The sequence below is a fragment of the Deltaproteobacteria bacterium genome (genome assembly GCA_016709225.1).
GTDB lineage: Bacteria > Myxococcota_A > Polyangia > Nannocystales > Nannocystaceae > Xiheibacterium > Xiheibacterium phototrophicum.
Window position 1 is genome coordinate 1,543,875 of sequence record JADJEE010000012.1, and the last position, 23,691, is coordinate 1,567,565.

Sequence of the window (23,691 nt, forward strand, 5' to 3'; positions counted from 1 at the left end):
CGCCCCGCGCCGGCCACCCCTCTCGCGCCCACGCGTCAGAGCGTGGGCAGGCCCCGCGCATGGCCGCGCTCGAACGCGCGATCGATCGCAGCGATGTCGTCGTCGCCCAGCACCAGATCGCCGGCGGCCACGTCGTCGCGCACATGTGTCAGCGCGGTCGCCTTGGGGATGACGAACACGTCGGGCTCACGCGCCAACCACGCCAGCGCGACGCGGGCCGGCGTGGCGTCGTGGCGCGTCGCGATCTCGGCGAGCACCTGCCCACCGTGGGATCGTGGCGACACGAACGCGCCGCTGCCGAGCGGGCTATAGGCGACGGTGGCGATGCCACGCTCACGGCACCACGGCAGCACGCGATGTTCGATCGCCCGCTCCTCGAGGTGGTAGAGCACCTGGTTGCACGCGATCTCGGCGGGGTCGACGATGCGCGCCAGCGCCTCGAGCATGTCGACGTCGAAGTTGCTCACACCCCAGCGACGGATCTTGCCGTCGGCGATCAGCTGGTGGAACGCATCGACCGTCTCCTCGAGCGGGTGCGCACCGGGCCAGTGCAACAGGTAGAGATCGAGATGGTCGGTGCCGAGCCGCGAGAGCGAGCGCTCGCAGGCACCGATGGTGCCGCGTCGCGACGCGTTGGTCGGCAGCACCTTCGAGCACAGGTAGACCCGTTCGCGGCGATCGAGCAGCGCACGCCCGACCAGCCGCTCGACCTCACCGCGCCCGTAGAGCTCGGCGGTGTCGACGTGGTTGATGCCGAGATCGAGTGCGAGCTGGATCGCGGCCACCGCCGAGGCCTCCCGATCGCGCTCCATGTTCCACGTACCGAGTCCCACGATGGACAGTGGCACCCCGGTGTTCGCGAACGGTCTGCAGCGCATGAACGGCGGTCCTGGAGCGGATGCGCAGCCACGAAGACGGCCGCACCACACCAGTGTCACCGCGAGGGTAGCGATCGCGCAAGCTACAACACGGCGCCGAGCTGCAGCGTGAAGGCCCACGGCCGCGGGAAGAACTGCCCCGGATCGAACGACTCGATGTTCTTCAGATCGGTGCACGCGTGCTGCCCATCGCCATCCACGCACCAGCGACCGGCGAACGGCACCACCGCATCGAAGCGCGGGCCGAGGAAGAACCGCCGCCCGAGGCGGAAGTTCAGCCCCAGGATCACCCCGATCGATCCGCGGTGCGTGCGGCTGCGGACGTCCGTTTGGCCGCTGCCCGCGGGGCCCGTGATGCGCGCCGAGAAGCGCGTGCTCGAACTGAAGTAGCCCACCGTGAGCCCGACGTAGGGATCGAACATGGTGCGCTGCAGCAGGTGCAGCAGCACGCCGCCCGCGACCTGCACGAAATCCTGCGTCGAGACCGTGTTCGAGAACACGTAGGTCTCACCATCGATCTTCGTGCTCGTCGGTGATGCGGGCGCTCCGACGCCGCCCTGCACCACCAACACCGGGGCCACCCTGCCGAAGCGATAGCCGCCGAGCACACCGAACCACCCGGCGGCCTTGAGCGGCGCGCACTCGTCCTGGCCGCAGCGCGCCACGCCGAGCCCGCCTTGGACCAACACGCCGCGGCGCATCGGCTCGGGCTTGGCGCCACGGTTCGACGCAGGCGCAGCGCGACCCGCGGGCGTCGCGGCTGGCTCCGGCGTGGCCGCAGTGGCGGCCGGCAGCGCCGGCGGGTCGATCGCCGCCGCCTCGAGCTCGACCTCACCGGGCTCCGCGTCGACTTCGGCGGGCGCCTCCGCCGGCGGCGGTGTCGTGGGCGCCTCGGCGGCCGATGGATCGACCGCGTCGGAGGTCGTCGCGTCGGTCGGCGGTGCGGCGGTCGGCTCGACCGCAACGGGCGCGCTCGCGTCGGCCGGCGGCGTGACCTCGTCGGGCTGCAGCGCCTTGGGCGTCTGCACCGGTGGCGCGGGGCTCAGCGCTGCCGCGACGAGCCACGCGTGAACGCCCATGATGTACGTGGAGACGGAGACGATCACCCTGGAAAACCGCGTGCGGCTAGGACGCTGCCACGTTCACAACGGCAGGTCCAGCGCGTCGCAGAGAAACTGCACGTAGCTCCGCGCGGCGGTGAGTCGCTTGGACACGAGCTTGGTCAGCGCTGCGCTGCGAACCTCATCGAAGGACAACGGCGACAGCGCCAGGTGATCCTTGCGACGCAGGTCGTCGGCGTGGGGATGCGCCGGATCGAAGCCCTTGGGCACGCGCACCAGCGACTCGCCGGCCGGCTTCCACGCGTTGCGGAATGCCGAGCCGTCGTGCGCCGCCTTCCACGCGCTCGGCCGCTCGACGATGCGACGACGGACCTTGCCCAACACCTCGGGCTCCGGGTGCCACAGACCGACGCCGAGGAAGCACTCGTCGGCGTCGAGGTGGAGATACACGCCCGGCGCATGGATGTCCTTGCCGACCGCGTGGCGCACGTGCATGCCGACATTGGTCTTGTAGGGGCTCTTGTCGCTCGCGAAGCGCACGTCGCGGTGGATTCGCATGAGCGAGCCACCGACCGGCCGCGCATCGGCGACGAAGCTCGGCAGCACGCGTTGGATCGCGGGGCCTACCGCCGCGAGGAACGCCAACGCCGGCTGCCGCACGCTCCGCTCGTAGCGCTCGCGCTGCGACTCGAACCACTCGCGCTCGTTGTGGAAGGCGAGCTCGCGCAGGAACGCGAAGAGATCGGCGTCGAAGCCGGCGAAGCCCGGCGCGCGCGTGGGCTTCGCCGCCGTGCTCGCCGGGCGTGCACGCGGGCGCGAGGTCGCCTGCGCCTTGGGTTTGCTCGCCTTGCCGGTCTTGCGTGCCACCATGCGCCGGGATGCTACCCGTTCCCGTCGCACGCGGTGCGTGGCCAGCAAATGTCGTGAGCGGTGCTAAGGTCCACGGCGGATGTCGCGAGCTCGGTCCCACCGGCGCCGTCGCCTCACCGCCGCGATGACGCTCGCAGCGTGGGGACTCTGCGCCACCGAGGTCCGCGGTGACGTTCGCGAGTCCGAGGCGCAGCAGCTGCACCGTCGCGGGGTGCAGTGCATGGACGTGATCGAGCGCCCCGCCTGCGCAATCACCAACTTCGAGGCGCTGCTCGAGCTTCGCTCGGGCGAGCGTGCCCTCCACGCCGACGCGATGCTGCGGCTCATCCGCCTCTACCGCGCCGCCGGCGATCTCGACGGCGTCAAGCCGCTGCTGCGCCGCTTCTGGGACGCCGGGGTCAAGCGAGAGACCCGCGGCCACGTGCCGTGGTCGGTGCGTCACCTGCCCGCCGAGGTCGACGTGTTCTTCAACGTCGACATCGCCGGGGTCGCGGGCGCGCCGCTGCTGCAGCGGGTTGGCCACGACGTGTTCGAGGGCGTGTTCACCTGTGATCCAGCACGTCGACAGGACCTCGAGGACGAACGACGCTTCGAACGCGCGCACCGCAAGGCGGCGAAGACGGGGCGCGACTACAAGGCGATCCTCTACGAGGAGCTCGAGCGCGACCAGGCCCGCGAGGCCCGACGTGCGGCCGACCGTGCGCGCGGTGCCAAGGGCCCGCGCGGGCAACCCACACCGATCGTGTTCGAAGCCACCTGCCCGGTCGCGCGCCTGCTCGGGTTCGACGACCTCGCCGGCTGGCAGCGACTCGCCGGCGGCATGAACCACCACGACTTCGCGCGATCGATCGCGATCGCCCAGCTCGAGGGGCTCGAGCCGCGCCTTGCCCGTGCGGTGGAGCAGGCCCAGCTGATGGAGATCGAGCCCGATCACTGGCGCGTGCCCGAGCTGCGCTACGAGGGTGACGACGTCGATCTCGTGCGCCTCGATGTCGGCGAGCTCGTCATCGCACCGCCGGCGCTCGCCGACGCGATGCTGGCCGCCAAGCGCACGCGCGAGCGCACGCTGTCACGCACGCTCGATGGCCTCATCGCCCGCGTGCCCCGCGACACCGCGTTCTTCCTGGTGCTCGGCGAGCAGGCGGTCTACGACTTCGGGCTCGCGGGGCTCGAGCCCGCCGCGCGCAACGTGCTGACGGCCCTGCTGCCGCGCCCCAAGGGCCTGCAGATCGCCGGGCTGATGGGCGACGACTTCGGGCTCTTCACGCGCATGCCCACCGACAACCCGGTCAAGGGCCGCATGCTGGTCAGCTTCGCGCGCTCGCTGCTCGATCGCAGCGACGACGCCGACGATCGACGCTTCCTCGATGGGCTCGACATCGCCGAGACCAAGGACCGCCGCGCGTTGCTCGCGAGCTACGTCCTCTCGGCCGCCCAGATCGAGTCGCTGTTGCTCGACTGACGCGATCCGCACGCGGCCACATCGCCCACTGTGCGAGCGCGCCGCACCCAACTGGCGCCGTGTTCGTGCGCCGTGCTACGAAAGCAGCACCAGCGACCGACGATGGCTGCGAATCACCTGGGTCGATCGTGCGGGGGCCTGGAATTCGCACCGGCGCCCCGGTCGGAGACCCACAAGATGCGTCGTCGCGCCAGCGCCCTACTCTCGACCGTCACCTTCGCCCTCGTTGCGAGCTCGAACCTTCCCGAAGCCGAGGCCGCCAAGCCTCGCGGAAGCCGACGCATCGGCTTGGGCGGTGGCCTCGGCGATCCCACTGGCCCTTCGCTCAAGCTGTTCCTCGCGCCCCAGCACGCGCTGCAGTTCGACTTCGGTTGGGCGCCGATGCACCACGGCAACGGCATCCTGCACGCCAACTACCTGTTCCACTTCCCGACCTTCGTGTCGAACAGCGTGATGGACTTCGGCCTGTACCTCGGCGCCGGCTTGGGCATGGCGTTCTGGTCGGGCTACTCCGGCTACAACTGGTACGGCTATCACAACTACGGCTACTACGGCCGCGGCCGCTGCTACGATCCGCCCGGCCCGGACCCGTACTACTGCGATCGCTACCACGGTGGCGGTGCCGCGATGATCGTGCGCGCGCCGGTGGGGCTCTTCTTCCACTGGATGAAGGTGCCGCTCGACACCGTGATCGAAGGCGGCTGGTCACCCTACGTCTTCTATCCCGATCTCCCGCACGGTGACTTCAGCGTGAAGGTTCGCTACTACTTCTAGCCCCCGAGGTCGCCCCACGTGATTGCAAGACCGTTCCGATCGCTCGCGCTCGCGCTGTCCCTCGCCACCGGCTGTGCCGGCAACCTCGAGGTCACGCGCATCAACTCGGATCAGGCCAAGCCCAACAACGTGTGGGTGTTCTTCACGGTCGAGAAGTCGGGTGAGCCCGTCGCGGGGCTCACCGCCGACGACTTCGAGATCTACGAGGACGACTCGCTGGTCTCGAAGTACGAGAGCCAGCAGGTGATCCAGAACCCGGAGGTCGCCGCGGTGATGTACACGCTGCTGCTGCTCGACATGAGCGGCAGCGTGACCGAGTCGGGCCAGTCCGACCTGCTCGCCGACGCGGCCACGGTGTTCAGCGAGCGCGTCGGCAAGACCCAGAAGGTCGGCGTGTACGCGTTCGACGGCGCCGAAAAGATCCACTCCGTCACGCCCTTCACCGAGGCCCAGGGCAGCGTCGAAGGCGGCATCGACGGTCTGCGCAGCTACAAGGCCAAGGACCCGTCGACCAACTTGAACGGTGCCGTCGGGCTCGCGCTCGAGGAGCTGAAGGAGGCCCTCGACAAGGACAAGCGCCCGCTCAAGTTCGGCACGCTGGTGGTGTTCACCGACGGCACCGACCGCGCGGGTCGGGTCTCGCGCGAGGAGATGCTCGAGACCCTCGGCAACGACGAGTACGGTCGCTACGAGGTCTACGCGCTGGGCGTCGGCGCCGAGCTCGAGGAGAAGCAGCTGTCGGAGATCGGCCGCGACGGCACCGAGCTCGCCAGCGACCCGGGCAAGGTCCGCGAGGCCTTCGAGAAGGTCGCGGCCAAGATCGAGGCCCACACCAAGCGCTTCTACCTGCTGAGCTACTGCACGCCGGCGCGCAAGAACAGCCACAGCGTGCGCATCGAAGCCCACACCCGCGATGCGAAGGGCCGCAAGAACGGCAGCGGCGCCTTGGACTACGAGTTCGACGCGACCAAGTTCGGGCCGCCGCCGGCGTGCGATCCCAACCGCGCGCCCAAGTTCAGCCTCGAGCGCGTCGATCCGCCGCCGGGCGCCGAGCCGACCAAGCGCGGACGCTCGCGATCGCGATCGAGCGCCCGCTCACCCGGCAGCAGCAGCGCCTCGGGCTCCGCGAGCGTGCGCGCGAGCGGCTCGAGCAAGTCGAAGCCGAGCAAGAACGCGCCGCGATCCCCCGGCGGCTAGCATCGGTGCGACGTCGGGCCGTGCGGCCTGAACGCGTCGAGCCGCGCAGGGCGAGGGTTTCACCCCGTTGCGGAGTCGCTGGCCACCGGCGATACACCGTGGCGAAATGTTGGCTTCGCGCGTGCTCGTCCCCGTGTTCACCGTGCTCGCACTGGGCGGGCTCGCGCTCTCGTGCGCGACCGACGATCCCGGCCAGGGCGACGGTGCGGGCGACAGCACGGGCACGTCGACGGCCGACGCCTCGGCCTCCGCGAGCACGACCGCGGGCTCGGGCGGTGCCGACTCGACCGGCCTCCCCGGCGATCGCTACCACCCGCTCGACTACGCGATGGCGAGCGTGCACGGCCCGGCGATGAAGCTGCACGAAGAGGATTGCCGCAGCTGCCACGGTGACGATCTCGCGGGCGGCACCAGCGAGGTCAACTGCGACAGCTGTCACACCGCGGGCTGGCGCACCGACTGCGTATTCTGCCATGGCGGCGACGCCGAGCCCAGCGGTGCACCGCCGCGCGACATCGACGGCACCACCGAGACCTCGATGCTCAGCTTCATCGCGCACACCCGGCACGTCACGCAGTACCAGCACGCGCCGTACGATTGCTCGCAGTGCCACGTGAAGCCGGTCGACGTGCTCAGCTCCGGCCACGTCTTCGACGACACCGATGCCCGCGCCGAGGTCTCCTTCGCCGGCGGCATCAGTGCGCAGGGCGTGTGGGACGGCAACGGCGGCTGCCAGACCCTGTGGTGCCACGGCAACGGCATCAGCAACAACGGCGCCTACCAGCACGACGACGCGCCCCCGACCTGCGGCGGCTGCCACCCCTATCCCGGCACCGAGAACCTCGACTACACGGCGATGTCCGGCCAGCACCGACGGCACATCAACGAGGGCATCCAGTGCGCCGAGTGCCACGACCCGCTCGCGATCGAGAGCCACGTCGACGGCAAGCCGGATATCGCGATCACGGCCAACGGTTTCAGCTTCAATCAAGACAGCAAGAGCTGCACCGGGCTGTGCCACCTCAAGCCCCACAACGAGCACTGGTGAGCCGCCGCGGCTACGGCCGCGCTCACGGGCACATCGCGCCCATGCTGATGCAGATGTCGTCGCCGGCGCAGCAGGTCTGACCGCCGCCGCAGTGGTACACGCAGCTGCCGCTGGCGTTGCACGTGCGGCAGTCGCCGCACTCGCTGCCACTCGGATCGTTGCCGGTGCACATGTCGGTCATCTCGTTGCACACCTCGCTGCAGTCGCTGTCGCCGTCGGGGCCGGGGCAAGGGTTGCCCGGCGAGACGCAATTCCCCATCGCATTGCAGGTCTCGGCGCCGTTGCAGAACTGGCCGTCGCTGCACGACGTGCCGACCATCGCGGGCACGATCTGGCAGCTACCACCTTCGCATGCGCCGACCATGCACGGGGCGTTCGATGGACAATCCGCGTCGTCGAGGCACTCGACGCAGGCGCCGGCGCCGTTGCACTGGCCGCCGGGACATGCGGTGCCGATGAGCGCCGCCGGGTGGCCGGCGACGCCGCCGTTGCAGACCTCGTCGGTGCAGACGTTGCCGTCGTCGGCGGGCTCGTCGTCGCCGTCGATCGCATCGACGATCGCGCCGCGTCCATCGCAGCGACGCTCCTGACAGTCGCCGGAGGTCTGCACGTCGGCCGGCAACGCGACCCCGGCCGCCACGTTCATCACGCCGCACACGCCGGCGTCGCAGGTCACCGTCGCGCACGCGCTCGACTCGCCGCCGCATTCGCTGGGGTCGGTGCAGCCGGTGCACGCACCGCTGGCGTCGCAGGTGCCCGCCATGCAGGCACTCCCGCGGGGCAACGCCGCGTTGCTCGGGGTGCCGTCGATGCACGCGTCGACGGTGCACTCGGAGGCATCGGTCGGGGTGTCCGCGTTGTCGTCGACCACCCGCGTGCCGCCGAGGCCATCACACTCGACACGCCGACAGTCGCGCGGCGTCTGCAGCGTGGGGTTCACGGCGGTACCGGCGGGTGACAGCACCTGATCGCACACCTGTTCGACGCAGGTGCGGGTGCGGCAGTCGTCGTCGGGCGGCAGCAGCACGCAGTCGCTGGGCACCGCACACGCGCAGCTCGGATCGTCGGCCCGCGGGGCGTGGGTGCACACGCCCTGCTCGCAGGCGTCGATCGAGCAGGGGTTGTCGTCGTCGCACGCGCTGGCGTCGACACAGCCGCCGCCATCGGCCCCGGAGTCGGCCGTATCGACGACACCACTGCCATCGCCATCGACCCCACCGCTGCCCGCCGAGGGCGACACGCACTCGCCCGCCAGCCCCCGCGGCGCCAGCTCGCCGTAGCGCCGACCGAAGGGGCACGTCGCGTCGGGGAAGCTGCAGTAGCCCGAGGGCTCGCACACGCCAGCGACACCGTCGGCGACGCACTCCGCGTCGTCGCTGCATGCGTAGCGCGAGCGGTCCCCGCACGCGAGTGCGAGCAAGCCGACCGACCAACGCGCGAGCGACCGCATCGTCCCACGAGGCTAGCACGCCGGTCCGCATCGCCGGCCGCCCGCGCAGCGGCGCGTCACGCGTGACGAATTTCCGTGATCAGGGTCGCCTGCGGCCCGTCCTCACCGTCAGATGCAGCTTCGAATCGCCACCCTTCTCGCCGCGTTCCTGGTGCCGATGGTCGCCGTGCCGACCCTCGCGCTGGGCCAACCGAACAACCCCAAGCCCGGCACCTGCACGACCGACAACAGCGACCCGAACTACACCTGCAAGACCTGCACGTCGGCCGGCGGCGGGGTCGTCACGATCACCTGCACGCCGAAGGTGAAGGCGCCGCCCGTCGCCTGGTGGTGAGAGTCGGCTCGCCCCGACCCCCGCGGGGCCGTGGCGCGCACGTCGGTCCGAACTTCCGGACCGCGCGCGCGCCCGCTCAGTAGCAGCCGCAGGCCTCGGTGTCGCCGGCGAAGTACGTGCAGCCGGGCGAGTAGCGATAGCCATTGTCCTTGCACAGCTGATCGCAGTCGTAGGTGGTCCATGAACCACCCCAGCACTGCGCCATGGTGAAGGTGTCGACGCAGCGCATCGCGCCTTCGACACAGGTCTCGTTGCAGATGCAGGTCGGGGTCGAGCCCTGCATCTCGCAGTGGTCCGAGCCGCCGGGATAGCCGCCCTCGACGCACACGGTGTCGCAGTCCTCCGCGACCCAATAGCCGTTGCTGCAGGTGCGCCCGTTGTTGCCGTCGCAGCTCGAGGTGCCCTCCTGCGCTGCGGTGCACTCGGCCCACGGGTTGAGGCAGTAGCAGAGGTTCTCGCCGTCATCGAGCACGTTGCAGCCGTTGGTGGGCTGCGCCTCACCACAGAACCCGCGGCAATCACGGGTGCTGAGCTTGCCGTCCTCGCACTTGCGCAGGGTCTCGTCGTCGAGGCACTGGGTCTCCGACGGCTCGCACATCGTGCGAATCTGCTCGTCGTCGCCACCGCTCGCCGTCACTGCGTCACCGCTGCTCGAGCTCTCGTCGGTCGCGTCGCCGGTGCTGCCCTCCTGCGGCGTGATCGCCTGCGGTCCGCCGCAGACGTGTTCGACACACGCCTGCGTGCCGCCGCACTCGAGGTCGGTGTTGCACGGCAGGCCCAGGGTGCCGTCGCCGCTGTAGAGGCAGCCCACCAGCGCCGACGCCAGCCCGAGCCCGATGCCTGCGCCGTGGCGCGAAGGACGGAAGTGATTGCGTTCGACCATGGCTAGAACCTCACCTGCAACGAAACCCCCGCGTGTCGCCGTGAGACGCTCGGCGACACCGCGACACTCGGCACGTCGGCACGACGCCGCTTGGCACCGATGCCGACCATGACCGCGCCCGCGACCACGAACACCGCCCCCGCGACCGCCCCGCTCACTGCCATCGCGTTGCCCGACAACCCCTGCGAGATCTGTTGGCGGCGATCATCGGGTGACTGCGTGGGCGAGAACGACTCGGCGGCGCGCGCCCGCGCCATGCCAGCGCCCATCACCGCCAGCGCCGCGACGCCGACGCCCAGCCCGACGGCACCGCCGGCGATGAGGCCGGTGCCCTTGCGGCGATGGGACTCGTCGGTCTCGACCGGCTGCGGCTGTGGATCGACATCGTCGGCCTGGCGGCTGCGCGCGCGCGGGTCGTCGCGCCGGCGGTACCACGCGAGGTCCTCGACCCGCGGCGCCCAGCTCGACGCACTCACGCCCTCGTAGTCGCCTCGCAGGCTGGCGTCGATCTGCGCGTCGGCGTCGCCGTGCTCGCCCGAGACCCGCTGTCGTTCGGCGTCGATCTCTTTCATGCGGGCATCGACCAGCGCCTGCTTGGCGCTGCGATCCGCGGCATCCGTCGCGATCTCGCCGAGCCGGGCCGTGTAGGCCTCGAGCACCGTGCGCTCGGCTGCGAGCGCCTCGAGATCACCGCGCAGGCCGTAGATCTGCGCGTGGCACTGGGCGATCCACAGCGCGACCGAGCCGCGACTGCGCGCGTAGTGCCGCTCGTCGGGCAACAGACGCAGTGCGTCGCCGAACGCGACCAGGGCAGCATCGAAGTCGGCGCCCTCGTGGGCCCGCTTGCCGCGCATGTACGCCTGGTAGGCCGCCTCCTCGCCCTTCACGAGCCGATCTGGATCGAGCCCCCGCGGCCCCGCGAGCACGTCGTCGTGGGCAGCCGCCGTCGCCGGAACCGGCATCGCGGCCGCGCTCCTCGAGCGTTGCGCGACCGGCAGCGCCACGGCCGCGGCCAAGACCATGGAAAGTGGAACGCGAAGGCGACTCACGGCGGACAAGGTGTGGCCCGTGGGAATTTCGATCCCCGGCACGGATCGAAATCTCCGGGCCCAGCACCTACGGCTTCGTGAAGCGCATCGCGTTCCCCCTGGCCTGCGTGCTCGTCTCGGCCGCCTGCGTCCCCTCGGCGCAGCCGGGCAGCTGCTTCGTCGACGACAACTGCGGGCTCGGGCTGGCGTGCATCGACGGCACCTGCCAGATGCCCGGCGGCAGCTCGACCGGCGACGACGGCATCGACATCCCCGACGGCCTCAAGCTCGACGTCGGCGGTGCGGTGGCCGAGATCCCCGGCACCTGCCAGGACGCGCTGGCGATCCGCACCAACGCCGGCTGCGAGTTCTGGGCGGTCGATCTGCCCAACGGCTGGCTCGCATCGGAGCCGTTCAGCTACGACATCGCGGCCAACCAGCAGTTCGCAGTGGTGGTCGCCAACGTCTCCGACGCACAGGCCGCGACGGTGTCGATCTACAGCAGCAACGGCACGACCGCGCTCGAGACCGCGACCATCGCCCCGCTGCACACGCACACGTTCCGCCCGCCGATGCAGAACGTGGACCCGACGCGCAATGGCGGCGCCGATGCCTATCGCATCTCGAGCGACGTGCCGATCACCGCATACCAGTTCCAGCCACTCGACAACCTCACGCCGGTGTACTCCAACGACGCGTCGTCGCTGCTCCCGGCCCACGTGCTCGAGGCCGACTACCTCGCCGTCACATCGGACGCAGTGCGACTCTCGATGTACCCAGCGGGATCCTTCGAGACGCAGGACTACGACGCCGGCGCGTTCGTGAGCGCGGTCGCAACCGTCGACGGCACCCACGTCTCGTTCTATCCCACCGCCGAGCTGGCCGACGGCGCGTGGGACGGTGCGGTGTTGAACCGCGGGCAGGTCTTCACGATCCTCTCGAAGCCCGGCTCGGCCACCGGCAACCCGTACGGCAACCTCTCGGGCACGCGAGTGATCGCCGATCATCCGATTGCCGTGTTCTCGGGCAACGTCAGCGCGAGCGAACCAGCAACGGCGACGAAGTGCTGCCTCGACCACGTCGAGCACCAGATGTTGCCGCTGGTGGCGTGGGGCGCCAGCTACATCGCCCCGCCGCCGCCGCTGCCGGCCGACCCACGCCAGGATGCCCCCGCGACCTATCGCATCACCGCGGCCTTCGACGGCACGCAGCTGCAGTACGGCGGCAGCAAGCCCGCCGGTGCGCCCGACTCGCTGGATGCCAACGAAACCGCTGCCTTCGCGTCGGCCGCACCGCTGGTCGTGAGCAGCGATCCCGAGCACCCGTTCGCCGTGACGCAGTTCCTCTTCAACGGCCTCGAGAACCCCACGCCGAGCAACGCGGGCGACCCCAGCATGATCGCGCAGCCATCGACCTCGCAGCTGCAGACGCGCTACGTGTTCTTGTCACCCGCCGGGTACGCGCAGAGCACGGTCACGATCTTCGCACCGCAGGGCGCGAACGTGACCCTCGACGGGCAGTCGGTCACGCAGTGGCAGCAGCTGCCGCCGCTGGCGGGCGAGTCGTGGTCGTATGCGCGCGTGCCGATCGACCCCGGCGCCCACATCCTCATCTCCGACAAGAACGCCGGCATCGACGTGTATGGATTCGACGCCAACGTGAGCTACGCCTACGCCGGCGGCAGCGCGGTCGAGCGCATCAGCGAGGCTCCGCCGATCCCGTGATCGCTGCGGGCGCGGACAGAATCGGGACTGCTCCGCAACGGCACCCCCTCGTGCCCCCCGAGGGGGCTACACTGATGGGAGCAGGTGCACGTCAAGGCCACCGCGGTGCGCAGCGCGATCGCAGGCGTCGAGCGACTGTTCGGACCCGAGGCGTGGATGCGCGTGCGCGCGGCATTACCGGCCGGCGTGGCCGCGGAGCTGGATCGGCCGCTCATCCCCACGCGCATGATCCCGATCCACCTCAGCGCGGCCCTGCACGAGACCATCCGCGAGGTGCTCGGCGCGGGTGATCTCGACGTCAACCGCCGCGTCGGCGTGGAGGCGGCGCGCACCGACTTCGGCGGCGTGTACTCGATCTTCCTGCGCGTGGCCGACTACGAGACCACCCTGCGTCGCCTCGAGCGCGCGTGGCGTCAATACAACTCCCAAGGCACCCTGACCTGGGTGACGCTCACCCGTGACTGTGCCCGCGTCGTGACCGAGGGCACCGCGGGCTACACCGAGCCCATGTGGTACGCGACCACCGGTCGCGTCGAGGGGATCCTCAGGCTCGCCGGCGCGACGGCGGTGGACGTGCGCGTGCTCGAGACTTCGCCCGCGCACTGCATCGCCGACTTTCGCTGGCGCTGAGAGCCCCGAGACGGCGCGGACCCGCGCCCCGGTTTTCGGCGCTCGGAGGCTGTCACACGCGGCCCCGCCGTCCTCCATGGGTCATGCGTCGCCGTGGAACCCTTGCCTGGACCCTGATCGCCGGCGGCTGCTTCTCGCCCGACGCGAGCGATCCGAACACCACGGGCACCGCGGCATCGACCGATGGCTCGGGATCGTCGGGCCCGCACGGGACGAGCTCCGACGCCACGTCGGACGGCCCGGGCGGCGACAGCAGCGGCGACGCCGGTTCCAGCGAGGGCACCGGCAGCGGCGACGACGGCACGACCGAGGCCGGCTCGACCGACGGTGGCGGCAGCACCGGCGAGCCCGTCGCGGTCTGCGGCGACGGCGTGGCGGCGGTGGGCGAGCTGTGCTTCGACGACATCACGCTCGTCGACGGCAGCGACGTGATGTTCTCGGGTCGGCTCGCCGACCTCGACGGCGACGGCGATCGCGACGTGGTCTACCTCATCGGCGATGGTGTCGTGGTCCACCTCGGGGTCGGCGACGGCAGCTTCGGACCCGGCCTGGGCGGGATCACGATGGTCTCGATCGCCGCCGAGATCGGCGACGTCGATGGTGACGGCAACACCGACATCGTCGGTGTGAACGAGTACGACTCGACGGTGTCCATCGCTCGCGGCAACGGCGGTGGCGGCTTCGCGATCCAACCCCTGCTGACGGCCAACAATCCGCCGAGCCACCTGCTGATCACGCAGCTCGATGGCGACGACGGCGACGACATCATCGTCGGCACCAGCATGGGCGTCGAGGTGTTGCGCAGCACGGGCGACGGCGCGCCGCTCGACCTCGGCGGGTTCGGACTCGGCGGCCCCGTCCACGCGATGGGGCTCGGCGAGTTCGACGGCGACGGCGACACCGACCTCATCTACGTCTACGAGGCCTACGGTGAGCAGCGCTTGATCGTGCGGCTGGGCAACGGCGACGCCAGCTTCGGCTCGAGCATCACGATCGACGACGGCGGCGATCTCCCGCGCGGTGTCTCGGGCGGCGACCTCGACGGCGATGGCCACGGCGACCTCGTGTACGTCGACGTCACGCTCGCGCAGGTGTTCGTGCAGCTGGGCAACGGCGCCGGTGGCTTCGCCGACCCGGTCGGCTACACCACCGACGACGACCCGCAGCACACGCTGCTGCTCGACGTCACCGGCGACGACGCGCCCGACGTCGTCGTCGGTCACGTCGACGGCCAGTCGTTGTGGGTGTACCCCGGCGACGGCGACGGCGGGCTGCAACCACCGCTGGCGATCCCGCTGGCGGGCCCGGTCTACTCGCTGGCGTCGGGATACGCCAACGCCGACGCGATTCCCGACCTGGTCGCGACCGACGGCGGTGCCCAGCGGATCTCGGTCGTGCTCTCGACCCCTTGATCGCCCGGGCCCGCCCGGGCCACGCGCAGGCTCGCGCCAATGCGGTGGCGGACAGCACCTAGGACCTCGACACAGCGATTGTGACGGGCCATAACACCGCCCTGACCGCGCCTCGCTGCGTTGCCGCACCTTGAAATACGCCCGGTATTCCGGCGGCACGGCGCCTTGCGGAGTCGCGGCCATGACGGCGTTCTGACCCATCACAATCGCTGTGTCGAGGTCCTAGCCGAAGTGATACGCGCTGATGCGCTTGCCGAAGATCTCACCGTGGTAGCCGCTGCGGCCACGGTCGTCCCCCGCGGCACCGGCCACGACCATGAGCGGCAGCAGATGCTCCTCACGCGGGTGCGCCCGCCGGGCCGCGGGTGCGTCGCTCCAGCGCGCGAGCGCTGCATCGCGGTCGGCTGGCGCGTTCGTGCACGTCTCGCGCAACCACCCATCGAAGGTCTCGGCATCGGTCCGCGCGCGCGGATCGTTGAAGCCGCGCATGTTGTGATACGACATCCCGCTGCCGATGATGAACACGCCCTCGTCGCGCAACGGCGCCAGCGCACGCCCGATCGCCAGGTGCTGCTCGGGATCGAGGCCCCGCACCAGCGACAGCTGTAGCGTCGGCACGTCCGCGTCCGGGTAGGTCAGCTTGAGCGGCACGAAGGTGCCATGGTCGAAGCCCCGGACCTCGTCCTGTGCGCTCTCGAAGCCGGCCGCGCTCAACGACGCCCGCACCCGCCCCGCCAGCGCGGGCGCCCCCGGAGCCGGCCACGTGATGGTGTACGACTCGGGTGGAAAGCCGTAATAGTCGTAGAGCATCGGAGGCTGTGCCGCCGTCATCAGCGTGGGCACCGGCGCCTCCCAATGGGCCGACACCACCAGCAGCGCGGTCGGCTTCGTGGGCGGCAGCGACGCGAGACCGCGGAGGTAGCCCGCGAGCGCGTCGAGCTCGCCGCGATCGAGGCCCATCTCGACGAACGGCCACGGACCGCCCCCGTGGGGGACATAGGCGACGGGCATACGCTGGCGGGTGGCGGTCATGGGTGCATCCTCTCGGGCGGACGACGACGGCGCTCGGGCACAACCAGCCGCGACGGTCGCCGCGCCCGCGAGCGAGCCGACGAGCATCTGGCGGCGGTTGGGTCGTTGCTGCGTCACGGCCGTATGGCCGGCAGCGTAGCGCCACCCGGCCCGCGCCACACGGGGCCGCGCGGGTGCCCGGCCGCAACACAATGTTGCGCCAACGGCTCGGCCCCCCGCCCACGAGCGACGTGCGGCGCTCACCGGCCGCTGGCAGAGTGTCCGTGATCGGACCCCCCATTCACGGTGGCACGCGACCAGCGATGGGACTCGCGCTCGCGACGGGGCGACGGCGCTCGATGGCCGCGCGGCCCGACGGACGACGACGACCGCTCGGCCACTTCGAGTCGACCCTGCGGACCATTTTGAAAACCTCGCCAGACGGCGGCCAAACGGGCACTGGCGGCCGAACTCGCGATGGCACGGAATCGACATCGCGCACCGTCAAACGAGCGGTGGAATACATATTTTGCAGCACGTGATACTTGCCGCGCCCGAGCGGTACCGCTATGCTCGACATTGCCGTTCGTCGCCCGCGACACCCGAACATTCGGGTCGTCGCTCGCCGCCCGGGCGGAGCTGAATCATCGTCTGCCACCGCAGCCAATCGCCGCGGCGGGGCAGCTTCGCGCCGACCTGCAAATCGCAGGATTGCACGCGATCGAATGATCGTCCCCGATCGGACGATCGCGAGTTCGTCGTCACTTTCGTCCTTCGGATCGTTCGTCGAGAACCTCCGCGGAGGCCCATCATTCATGCGCACGCGCTCCATTCATCGCATTCCGCCATCGACAGCCACGGATCGTCGGCTGCCATCGCTTGCCGCACTCGCGCTGCTCGCCGCAGTCGCATCGGCGTGCAACGCCGACCCCGAGCCGGGCCCGCCCGCAGCCGACGAGTCGTCGAGCGACGGCGGCGCATCGAGCTCCAGCGACGACGGCGGCCCGACGGCCTTTTTCGACGACGACGAGGTCCGCACGATTCTCGCGTGGCTCGGGCCCCTGCCCGACGCACCGCATCCCGATCCATCGAATGCGTTCGCCGACGACCCCGACGCGGCGCTGCTGGGCCAGCGATTGTTCTTCGACCCCCGCTACAGCGCCAACGGTGAGGTCTCGTGCGTCACCTGCCACGACCCGGCCGCCGGCTTCGGTGACTCGCGAGCAAATCTCTCGAGCGGCATCGCGGTGACCGGCCGCTCCTCGCTCGGGCTGCTCAACGGCGCATTCGGTGCCGCCGCCGAGAACGGACCGATCTGGCAGTTCTGGGACGGCCGCGCCGACAGTCAGTGGGCCCAGGCCCTCGCGGTGCCCGAGAGCGGCGCCGCGATGGCGTCGACCCGCAGCAAGGTCGCGCTACATCTCTACGACGAATACCGCGACGACTACGAGGCGGTGTTCGGGCCCATGCCCGCGCTGCGCGACGACACCGGCACCCCGTTGGTCGACCCGACCTACAAGCCCGGCATGCCCGAATGGGACGCGCTCCCGGCCGAGTCGCGCGACGCCATCGAGGGCGTGTATGCCAACTTCGGCAAGGCCGTCGCCGCCTACGAGCGATTGCTCGTGAGCCGCAACTCGCGCTTCGATCGCCTGTGGCACGACCTCGCCGCCGGCGCGCCCGACAGCCCCTCGCTGACCGACGAAGAGAAGGCGGGCCTGCGCGTGTTCATCGGCGCGGGGCGCTGCCTGGGTTGCCACAACGGCCCGAACTTCACCGACGGCGAGTTCCACAACATCGCGATCCCGCAGAGCGGCGAGAACGTCCCCGAGATGGACGAGGGGCGTGCCGGTGGTGTCGCGAAGCTCATCGCCGACAAGTTCAATTGCGCGGGGACGTACAGCGACCACCCCGACAAGACCGCCTGTCCCGTCAACTTCGTCGTGCCCGAGGGCGCCGAGGTCGGCGCCTTCAAGACGCCGTCGCTGCGGAGCATCGGATTGACACCACCCTATATGCACACCGGGAACTTCGCGACGCTCGAGGACGTCATTCGTCACTACGATCTCGGCGGCGCCGCGTATGGCACGTTCGAGGGCAGCAAGGACGAGCTCCTGCGTCCGCTGGCGCTCGACGCCACCCAGCTGCGCGCGCTCGCAGCGTTCTTGCGGGCCCTCGACGGCGAGCCGCTGCCGGCCGCGCTCACGGAGGCGCCGTGAAGACCGCACGCCCACGCGTCCGCATCATCGCCGCGCTGGCCCTGGGTCCGTGGACGATCGCGCCGCTCGCCGTCGCAGCCCCGGCCGAGGAGCCGCCGGCCACGTCGGCGAGCGCCGACAGCGACGAAGACGAGGCCGCGCGCCTGCGCAAACAGGCCGAGCAGCGCTACTTCGAAGACGACTTCCAGGGCGCGATCGACGATTTCGGCCGCGCCCACGCGCTCGCCCCCCACGCCACCGACCTGTTCAACATGGGCCGCATCTACGAGGAGAAGGGCGAGCTCGCAGAGGCCGTGCGCTACTACGAACAGTTCGTCGCGCAGCCCAAGATCCCGCTCGAGGAGCGAGCGCTGGTGGCCCAGCGACTCGAGGTCCTGCGCCCGCTGGTCGCCCCGCGGGATGCCGAGCCCTCGCCGCCCGCGCCGCGGGCCGAACGCGATGCGCCGCACCGGAGCACACCGGCGGTCGACGACCCGCGGGCGAAGAGCATTCGTCCGCTCCTCATCAGCAGCAGCACGCTGCTGGGGCTCGGCTCGGCGATCGCACTCGCCGGCGGTCTGGGCTTCGGGCTGGCGGCGCGCCGCGCCAGCGACCGCGTCGAGCGACTCGGCGACGGCAGCAATCCCGAACGACTCGGCCTCGCCGCGGCCGAAGACCTGAACGCGCGCGGCCGCGATCTCGAGACCCTGCAGATCGCGTCGATCGCCGCCGGTGCGACCCTCGGCGTGGTCGGAGCCGCGCTGCTGGTCACCGCGCTGGTGCGCCGTCGCGCGCAGCACCGGCGCGCCGAGCACATCGCGACTCGCATGGCGCCCACACCGAATGGATGGAGGTTCTGATCATGCTTCGTTTCGAATCCACGTTGGCGACGCTTCCGTTGCTGCTGCTGGCCGGCTGCTACACCGCCGAGCTCGACGCCGAGGCCTCGGCGGTCTATGTCTGCTCGCAGGACGAAGAGTGTCCGCTCGGGCAGGCCTGCGCCGAGGGTCTGTGCCGCGCCGAGGCCGAGCTACGCGGCCCGTCGCTGGAGATCGCCTCGCCCGCGCCGCTGCAGGTCTTCTCGCCGGCCGACGCCACGATCCCGCTGAGCTTCGAGGGGCGCGATCTGGTGCTCTCGGACGACGCATCCGACGACGCGCGCGCCGGCTACGTCGAGATCTACCTCGACGGTGCACTGGTCGACGCGGTCACCGGCGGCGACCTCGAGGCCGGCCTCGACATCGCATCGCTGGACATGCCGACCACCGGCGGCCTGCATCACATCGTGCTCAGCCCACGCCACATCGACGGCGCTCGGTTCGAGAGCGTCGAATCCGATGCCCACGTCGCGTTCTGGGTCGACGACGGCCTCGAGCACGTCGCGATCGTCGAGCCCCCGCCGGGCGCTCGATTCGCGGCCGATGGCGCCCGGGTGCAGCTCGAGGTCGCCTCGCTGAACTTCACGCTGGTGAACCCGGGCTTCATCGCCCCCGGCGAGGTCGCAGGTGGACCCGAGGGCTATGTGCACATCTACGTCGATGCGGACGTGCCGAACTGCCTACCGGCCTGCAATTTCGACTACCAGAGCTCGGTGATCCCGCCGGGGCTCGCGCGGGTGAACCAGCTGCGGGCCGATCAATACCTCGTGCTGCCCGAGGGCGTCGGCACCGTGCGCCTGCAGATCGTGGCGCAGGCGATCGACAACGTGCCGTACTACCGCGGCGAAGATGCGGCCGCGTTGGTGTACGACGAGGTCCCGGTGCAGTCGGTCGTCGGGGAGGCGCAGCCATGATTCGATTGCAGCTACTCACGATTGCATCGCTGGTGCTGGGCTGTTCGGATCCCGAGCGACTGCCCCGCGCGACGGGGGACGACGACGACGAGACCCTCGGCTCCAGCGACACCGGGGCCCCAGTCGAGGTGGACGTCGAGCTCGTGCGCGCCGCCGCGGTTGCCTACGCCGACCTCGCGCCACTCACCGAGGTCCACGAGCTCGCCGAGACCCACGCCGACGCGGCCGCCGTGCGGGTGTGGGGCACGCCCGACGCGATGGCACCATTCGCGGCGATCGACCCCGACGATCCGACCGTGACCGCGGCGTTCCCGGTCGAGACGATCCTCGTCAAGGAGCACTTCGACGCCGACGGCGGGATGTTCGGGCTGAACGTCATGTACAAGGCCCCGGCCGGCTACAACCCCGCCGCCAACGACTGGTACTGGCTCGAGCTGCGCGACGACACCGTCACGCACGCCGGTCGGGTCAGCTTCTGCATGGACTGCCACGAGGCCGCCATCAACAGCGACTTCGTGGTCGGTTTCGGGAAGAGCCAATGATCGCCGAACGCTTCCCCAGTGGCATGCCGAGGCCTCGGCGCAGCGGACCGCTGCCCGACGAACCCGCCAGCGGGCGCGTCGTCGCCGGGGTCTACACCCTCGTGCGATTGATCGGTCGCGGCGGCGTGGGCGACGTGTACCTCGCCAAGGAGGCCGCGCGCGGCGACCTGCCCGAGCGCGACGTGGTGGTGAAGCTGCTCGCCGGGCGCTGGATGGACGATGCCGACGCGATCGCGCGGTTCGAGCGCGAGGCCCGACGATTGCGCGCGCTCGAGCACCCCAACATCGTCACGATGTTCGACGCCGGCGTCGATTGTGGCCGCCCGTTCCTCGTCACCGAGTGGGTCGACGGCGAATCGCTCGGCGACTTCACAGCCCGCTCCGGCCGCGTCGGCATGCGAGAGTTCGTGCCGATCGCCGCGCAGATCCTGAAGGGCGTGGGCCACGCCCACTCGCGCGAGATGATGATTCGCGACATCAAGCCCTCCAACATCATGCTGTGCGAACGCAAGGGTCGCGCGAACTTCGTGAAGCTGCTCGACTTCGGGCTCGCGAAGTTCCTGCGCAACGAGGTGCCCCTGACCGAAGGCTACGTGCTCGGCACCGCGGGCTACCTCGCACCCGAGGCGATCCTCGGCGGCGCGTTGGATCTCCGCGTCGACGTCTACGCGCTCGGCGTGTTGTTCTACCGCATGCTGGCCGGGGTCTCACCGTTCGAGGGCTGCGAGGACGCGACGATCTTCTACAAGACGCTCAACGAGCATCCCCGTGACCTGCGCGAGCTGCTGCCGGTCGATCACGAGGTCCCCGAGGGCCTGGTCACGCTGGTCCACGATTGCCTCGCAAAGGAGGTCACGCGACGTCCGGCCGACGCGAACATCGTCGTCGAGCGGTTGATCGACGTGGTGCCCGCGACCTTCTTCCGCCTGCCGTCGGTGCCTCCGACCGGCCAGACGCCACAGGCCGGCGGGTCGCGATCGCCGACGGTCGGCAACACCGGGCTCATCCAGCTGCTCGACCGCGCCGCGCCGCGACCGGCCGCCAACTCGGTGCCGCAGGCGGTCGCGGTGCCGCCGCCCGCACCGCCGCGATCGCGCTCGCGCGTGGCCGGCTGGGCCGCGATCGCAGCGGTGGCCGGCGTGGTCTCGGCGGTCACGGCGTGGAGCCTCGGTGCGACACGCGACCGCGTCGACGAGACGGCCGCGGTCGAGCTGCGCAACGCCGGCGTCGTCGCAGCGCCTGCGGTCTCGACCCCGCCGGCGACCGCGACCCCGCCGGCGCCTGCGGTGGCCGTGGTCACGACCACGGCGACCCCGATCGTCGCGCCGTCCTCCGCCCCCGCGGCCGTCGATCGCGAGCCCGCGCCGCCGAGCGGTGCACCCGCGAGCTCGGACGTCGTGCTCGACGCCGCACCGACGACCGAGGTCGGTGCGCGTGGCCCCCTGCGCAAGCGACCGCGCAACGCCGCGGCGAAACCGACGGCCGGCACCACCGCGATCCCCGAGCTGCCACCGCCACCTGCGCCCGCGGCGACGACGGCCGACGCCGCGGCGCCATCCAGCGTGCCCGCGCCGCGCAACTCGGTGTTCCTCTCGGCGGAGCGCCGCGATGCCGAGGATCGCCCGCTGCTGCCAGCGGTGCGCTAGAGCAGGATCAGCCGCACGCGGCGAGCACGTCGACGTCCACGTGGTGTGGCGGTGCCCAGGCGTGCGGGCGTCGATCCGGCTCCTCGAAGCAGAAGCGCTTGGGCTGCAGATCGATCGACCAGTGTCCCTGCGCACCGATGAACGGGATCACGACCTCGTAGCCGCTGCCGTCGTTGGCGGCGACGTCACGCAGCACGATCGCGTCGCGGCCCACGTCGATCATCTCCACACCCTCGATCTCGGCGGCCCGCGAGATGCCGCGGTCGTCGGGGCCGTTGGCGGCCTGCGCAACGGCGACGTCGAAGCGCACGTCGTCGCGACCTGCGACGTCGCCGAAGTCGTTCACGTATGTCCACCGCACCGTGACCGAGCCACCGTCGCCACCGTCGCAGGCGATCTCCACCTCGGGCTCACCGTCGAGTTGCTTGGGGATCGGGCACTCGGTGATCGCCGGGATGCTCGGGCCCTGCGCAGCCTCGAAGCGCTGACGCCAGGGCTCGACCGGGCCGAACACCGGCGGCATCCAGTTGAAGCCGGGCACCGCGTCGGCGCCCATGAGAGCGCTGAGGTACGGCGCGGCGTACTTGCTGCCGAGGCTGTCGTGGGCCATGCGCGTGAAGTTCTCGTTGGCCATCGCGTGACAGCCGACCGAGCAGCTCGACTCCTGCGGCTCGAGCAGCAGGCGCTCGCGGAAGTTCACGCTCCAGCTGTCGGGCTTGGTGCCGGTGCGGGGCTCCACGGTGCCGGCGGCCTCGTTGGCGACGTAGCTCGAGCCCACCGCACGGTACTGCCGGATCGCGAGCGCACCGGTGTCGTCGAAGATTTCCTCTTCGGTCCACGCGGTGCGACCGGCGGGCAGCGGGGTCGGCAGCATGGTGCTGTTGGCCGGCGGGGTCTGCCGGATGTAACGGGCCGACAGCAGGTCGTCGATCTCCACACCAGCGGGGAGCTGCAGCGGATACGCAGGGTTCGACAGCAGCTGCCGCATGTAGTTCGGCTGCAACCATGGGGTCAGCACCCACGGGTCGTTGTTGGGATGGCACGACAGGCACGAGCCCGGCATCTCCCGCGGCGGCAGCCACGGTTCCAGGTCGGCGCCGCTCGACACCTCGCTCGAGAGCCGCGGGAGCTCGTAGGGGGCGTCGGGGTCGGGGTTGCGGCCGAAGAAGAAGCACATCTCGCCGGTCTGCTGATTGGCGCCGATCAGACCATTGCCGATGAATCGATCGTAGCCGACATTGTCGTGATCGACGCCGCGGCACAGGCCGACCCACTGCACATTGGGATTGGCGGGATCCTCGTACTGCACCAGCGTCGAGCCCACCGTGCAGGGAAAGTCGCCACCGATGCTGGGGAAGTCGCACGACTGGTCGCCGTCCTCGCGCCGACGTGCGAGGACTTCGTCACTCTCGTGGCCATCGCCGAACCCGAGCGGCAGCCCGCCGACCAGCACCGGAATCCGCGTGACGTGGGTGCCGGGCGCCGGGCTCGCGGGGTCGCACGAGATCTCGGGGATCGGGCCCAGCACCGCCTCGCACTGCGCGACGTAGGCCGCGAGGTCGTTGCCATCGTCGATCGGCGCCGGTTGATCGCGCAGGTAGACCGGCGCCCCCATGGGACCCGGCACCAGCTCGGCATCGCAGCCGAGCGCGAGGGCCAGCGGCGCGTAGTAGACGGATACGCGGCGAAGGCCACGCGAGGAAGGGGTGCGACGGGTGCACCCATGGTCGATTCGACCGGTCATCTTGGAA

The 23,691-nt window shown here is 70.6% G+C and carries 21 protein-coding genes; 13 read left to right on the forward strand and 8 right to left on the reverse strand.

The features are described from left to right. Positions 1-35: 35 nt before the first annotated feature. The 3 genes from IPH07_31305 to IPH07_31315 all read right to left on the reverse strand — a co-directional run bounded on the left by IPH07_31305 (position 36) and on the right by IPH07_31315 (position 2,809). Positions 36-878, reverse strand: coding sequence for an aldo/keto reductase (locus IPH07_31305; GenBank protein MBK6921926.1), 843 nt, complete (start codon positions 876-878; stop codon positions 36-38). An 83-nt stretch (positions 879-961) separates the two neighbouring features. Continuing rightward, complete coding sequence (locus IPH07_31310) at positions 962-1,984, reverse strand: hypothetical protein (protein MBK6921927.1); 1,023 nt, start codon at positions 1,982-1,984, stop codon at positions 962-964. Positions 1,985-2,020: 36 nt separating this feature from the next. Next, positions 2,021-2,809 (reverse strand): TIGR02453 family protein, encoded by a 789-nt coding sequence (locus IPH07_31315; protein ID MBK6921928.1) that lies wholly within the window; start codon positions 2,807-2,809, stop codon positions 2,021-2,023. Positions 2,810-2,933: 124 nt separating this feature from the next. Here IPH07_31315 and IPH07_31320 point away from each other — a divergent pair, with 124 nt between their 5' ends. The 4 genes from IPH07_31320 (at position 2,934) to IPH07_31335 (ending at position 7,290) form a co-directional block, all read left to right on the forward strand. Then, the gene (locus IPH07_31320) at positions 2,934-4,271 is read left to right on the forward strand and encodes a hypothetical protein (protein ID MBK6921929.1); all 1,338 of its coding nucleotides are present in this window, start codon (positions 2,934-2,936) and stop codon (positions 4,269-4,271) included. 177 nt (positions 4,272-4,448) lie between these two features. Continuing rightward, positions 4,449-5,045, forward strand: a complete 597-nt coding sequence (locus tag IPH07_31325; protein ID MBK6921930.1) for a hypothetical protein — start codon at positions 4,449-4,451, stop codon at positions 5,043-5,045. A gap of 18 nt (positions 5,046-5,063) precedes the next feature. Continuing rightward, positions 5,064-6,242 (forward strand): VWA domain-containing protein, encoded by a 1,179-nt coding sequence (locus tag IPH07_31330; GenBank protein MBK6921931.1) that lies wholly within the window; start codon positions 5,064-5,066, stop codon positions 6,240-6,242. A 121-nt stretch (positions 6,243-6,363) separates the two neighbouring features. After that, the gene (locus IPH07_31335; protein ID MBK6921932.1) at positions 6,364-7,290 is read left to right on the forward strand and encodes a hypothetical protein; all 927 of its coding nucleotides are present in this window, start codon (positions 6,364-6,366) and stop codon (positions 7,288-7,290) included. A 22-nt stretch (positions 7,291-7,312) separates the two neighbouring features. Here IPH07_31335 and IPH07_31340 read toward each other — a convergent pair whose 3' ends face one another. Further along, positions 7,313-8,740, reverse strand: a complete 1,428-nt coding sequence (locus IPH07_31340) for a hypothetical protein (protein MBK6921933.1) — start codon at positions 8,738-8,740, stop codon at positions 7,313-7,315. 112 nt (positions 8,741-8,852) lie between these two features. On the opposite strand from IPH07_31340, the gene IPH07_31345 reads away from it, so the two are divergent. Continuing rightward, positions 8,853-9,074 (forward strand): hypothetical protein, encoded by a 222-nt coding sequence (locus IPH07_31345; protein ID MBK6921934.1) that lies wholly within the window; start codon positions 8,853-8,855, stop codon positions 9,072-9,074. 76 nt (positions 9,075-9,150) lie between these two features. On the opposite strand, the gene IPH07_31350 is transcribed toward IPH07_31345, so the two are convergent. Both IPH07_31350 and IPH07_31355 read right to left on the reverse strand, forming a co-directional pair. Further along, positions 9,151-9,957 (reverse strand): hypothetical protein, encoded by an 807-nt coding sequence (locus IPH07_31350; GenBank protein ID MBK6921935.1) that lies wholly within the window; start codon positions 9,955-9,957, stop codon positions 9,151-9,153. Between the two features lie 2 nt (positions 9,958-9,959). Further along, complete coding sequence (locus IPH07_31355; protein ID MBK6921936.1) at positions 9,960-10,919, reverse strand: hypothetical protein; 960 nt, start codon at positions 10,917-10,919, stop codon at positions 9,960-9,962. Between the two features lie 164 nt (positions 10,920-11,083). On the opposite strand from IPH07_31355, the gene IPH07_31360 reads away from it, so the two are divergent. From IPH07_31360 to IPH07_31370, 3 genes are all read left to right on the forward strand, one after another. Continuing rightward, complete coding sequence (locus IPH07_31360; protein ID MBK6921937.1) at positions 11,084-12,709, forward strand: hypothetical protein; 1,626 nt, start codon at positions 11,084-11,086, stop codon at positions 12,707-12,709. An 84-nt stretch (positions 12,710-12,793) separates the two neighbouring features. Continuing rightward, entirely contained in the window at positions 12,794-13,339 is a 546-nt protein-coding gene (locus IPH07_31365; GenBank protein ID MBK6921938.1) for a hypothetical protein, read from the forward strand. Between the two features lie 83 nt (positions 13,340-13,422). Further along, positions 13,423-14,751, forward strand: coding sequence for a VCBS repeat-containing protein (locus IPH07_31370; GenBank protein MBK6921939.1), 1,329 nt, complete (start codon positions 13,423-13,425; stop codon positions 14,749-14,751). 222 nt (positions 14,752-14,973) lie between these two features. On the opposite strand, the gene IPH07_31375 is transcribed toward IPH07_31370, so the two are convergent. Beyond that, complete coding sequence (locus IPH07_31375) at positions 14,974-15,870, reverse strand: dioxygenase (GenBank protein ID MBK6921940.1); 897 nt, start codon at positions 15,868-15,870, stop codon at positions 14,974-14,976. A gap of 707 nt (positions 15,871-16,577) precedes the next feature. Here IPH07_31375 and IPH07_31380 point away from each other — a divergent pair. Genes IPH07_31380 through IPH07_31400 form a run of 5 tightly spaced genes read left to right on the forward strand, consistent with a single transcriptional unit; the run spans position 16,578 to position 21,940 of the window. Further along, positions 16,578-17,981, forward strand: coding sequence for a cytochrome-c peroxidase (locus IPH07_31380; protein MBK6921941.1), 1,404 nt, complete (start codon positions 16,578-16,580; stop codon positions 17,979-17,981). Further along, the gene (locus IPH07_31385; protein ID MBK6921942.1) at positions 17,978-18,820 is read left to right on the forward strand and encodes a tetratricopeptide repeat-containing protein; all 843 of its coding nucleotides are present in this window, start codon (positions 17,978-17,980) and stop codon (positions 18,818-18,820) included. The genes IPH07_31380 and IPH07_31385 overlap by 4 nt, the downstream gene beginning before the upstream one ends. Before the next feature lie 2 nt (positions 18,821-18,822). Beyond that, positions 18,823-19,752 carry a hypothetical protein gene (locus IPH07_31390; GenBank protein MBK6921943.1) on the forward strand — a complete coding sequence of 310 codons (930 nt, stop codon included), beginning with the start codon at positions 18,823-18,825 and terminating at the stop codon, positions 19,750-19,752. Beyond that, positions 19,749-20,294: a hypothetical protein gene (locus IPH07_31395; GenBank protein MBK6921944.1), complete on the forward strand. Its 546-nt coding sequence runs from the start codon at positions 19,749-19,751 to the stop codon at positions 20,292-20,294. Before IPH07_31390 ends, IPH07_31395 begins: the two co-directional genes overlap by 4 nt. A gap of 23 nt (positions 20,295-20,317) precedes the next feature. Further along, the gene (locus IPH07_31400; GenBank protein ID MBK6921945.1) at positions 20,318-21,940 is read left to right on the forward strand and encodes a serine/threonine protein kinase; all 1,623 of its coding nucleotides are present in this window, start codon (positions 20,318-20,320) and stop codon (positions 21,938-21,940) included. A gap of 7 nt (positions 21,941-21,947) precedes the next feature. Here the strand turns inward: IPH07_31400 and IPH07_31405 are convergent, their stop codons facing one another. After that, complete coding sequence (locus IPH07_31405; protein MBK6921946.1) at positions 21,948-23,684, reverse strand: hypothetical protein; 1,737 nt, start codon at positions 23,682-23,684, stop codon at positions 21,948-21,950. Positions 23,685-23,691 lie beyond the last annotated feature (7 nt).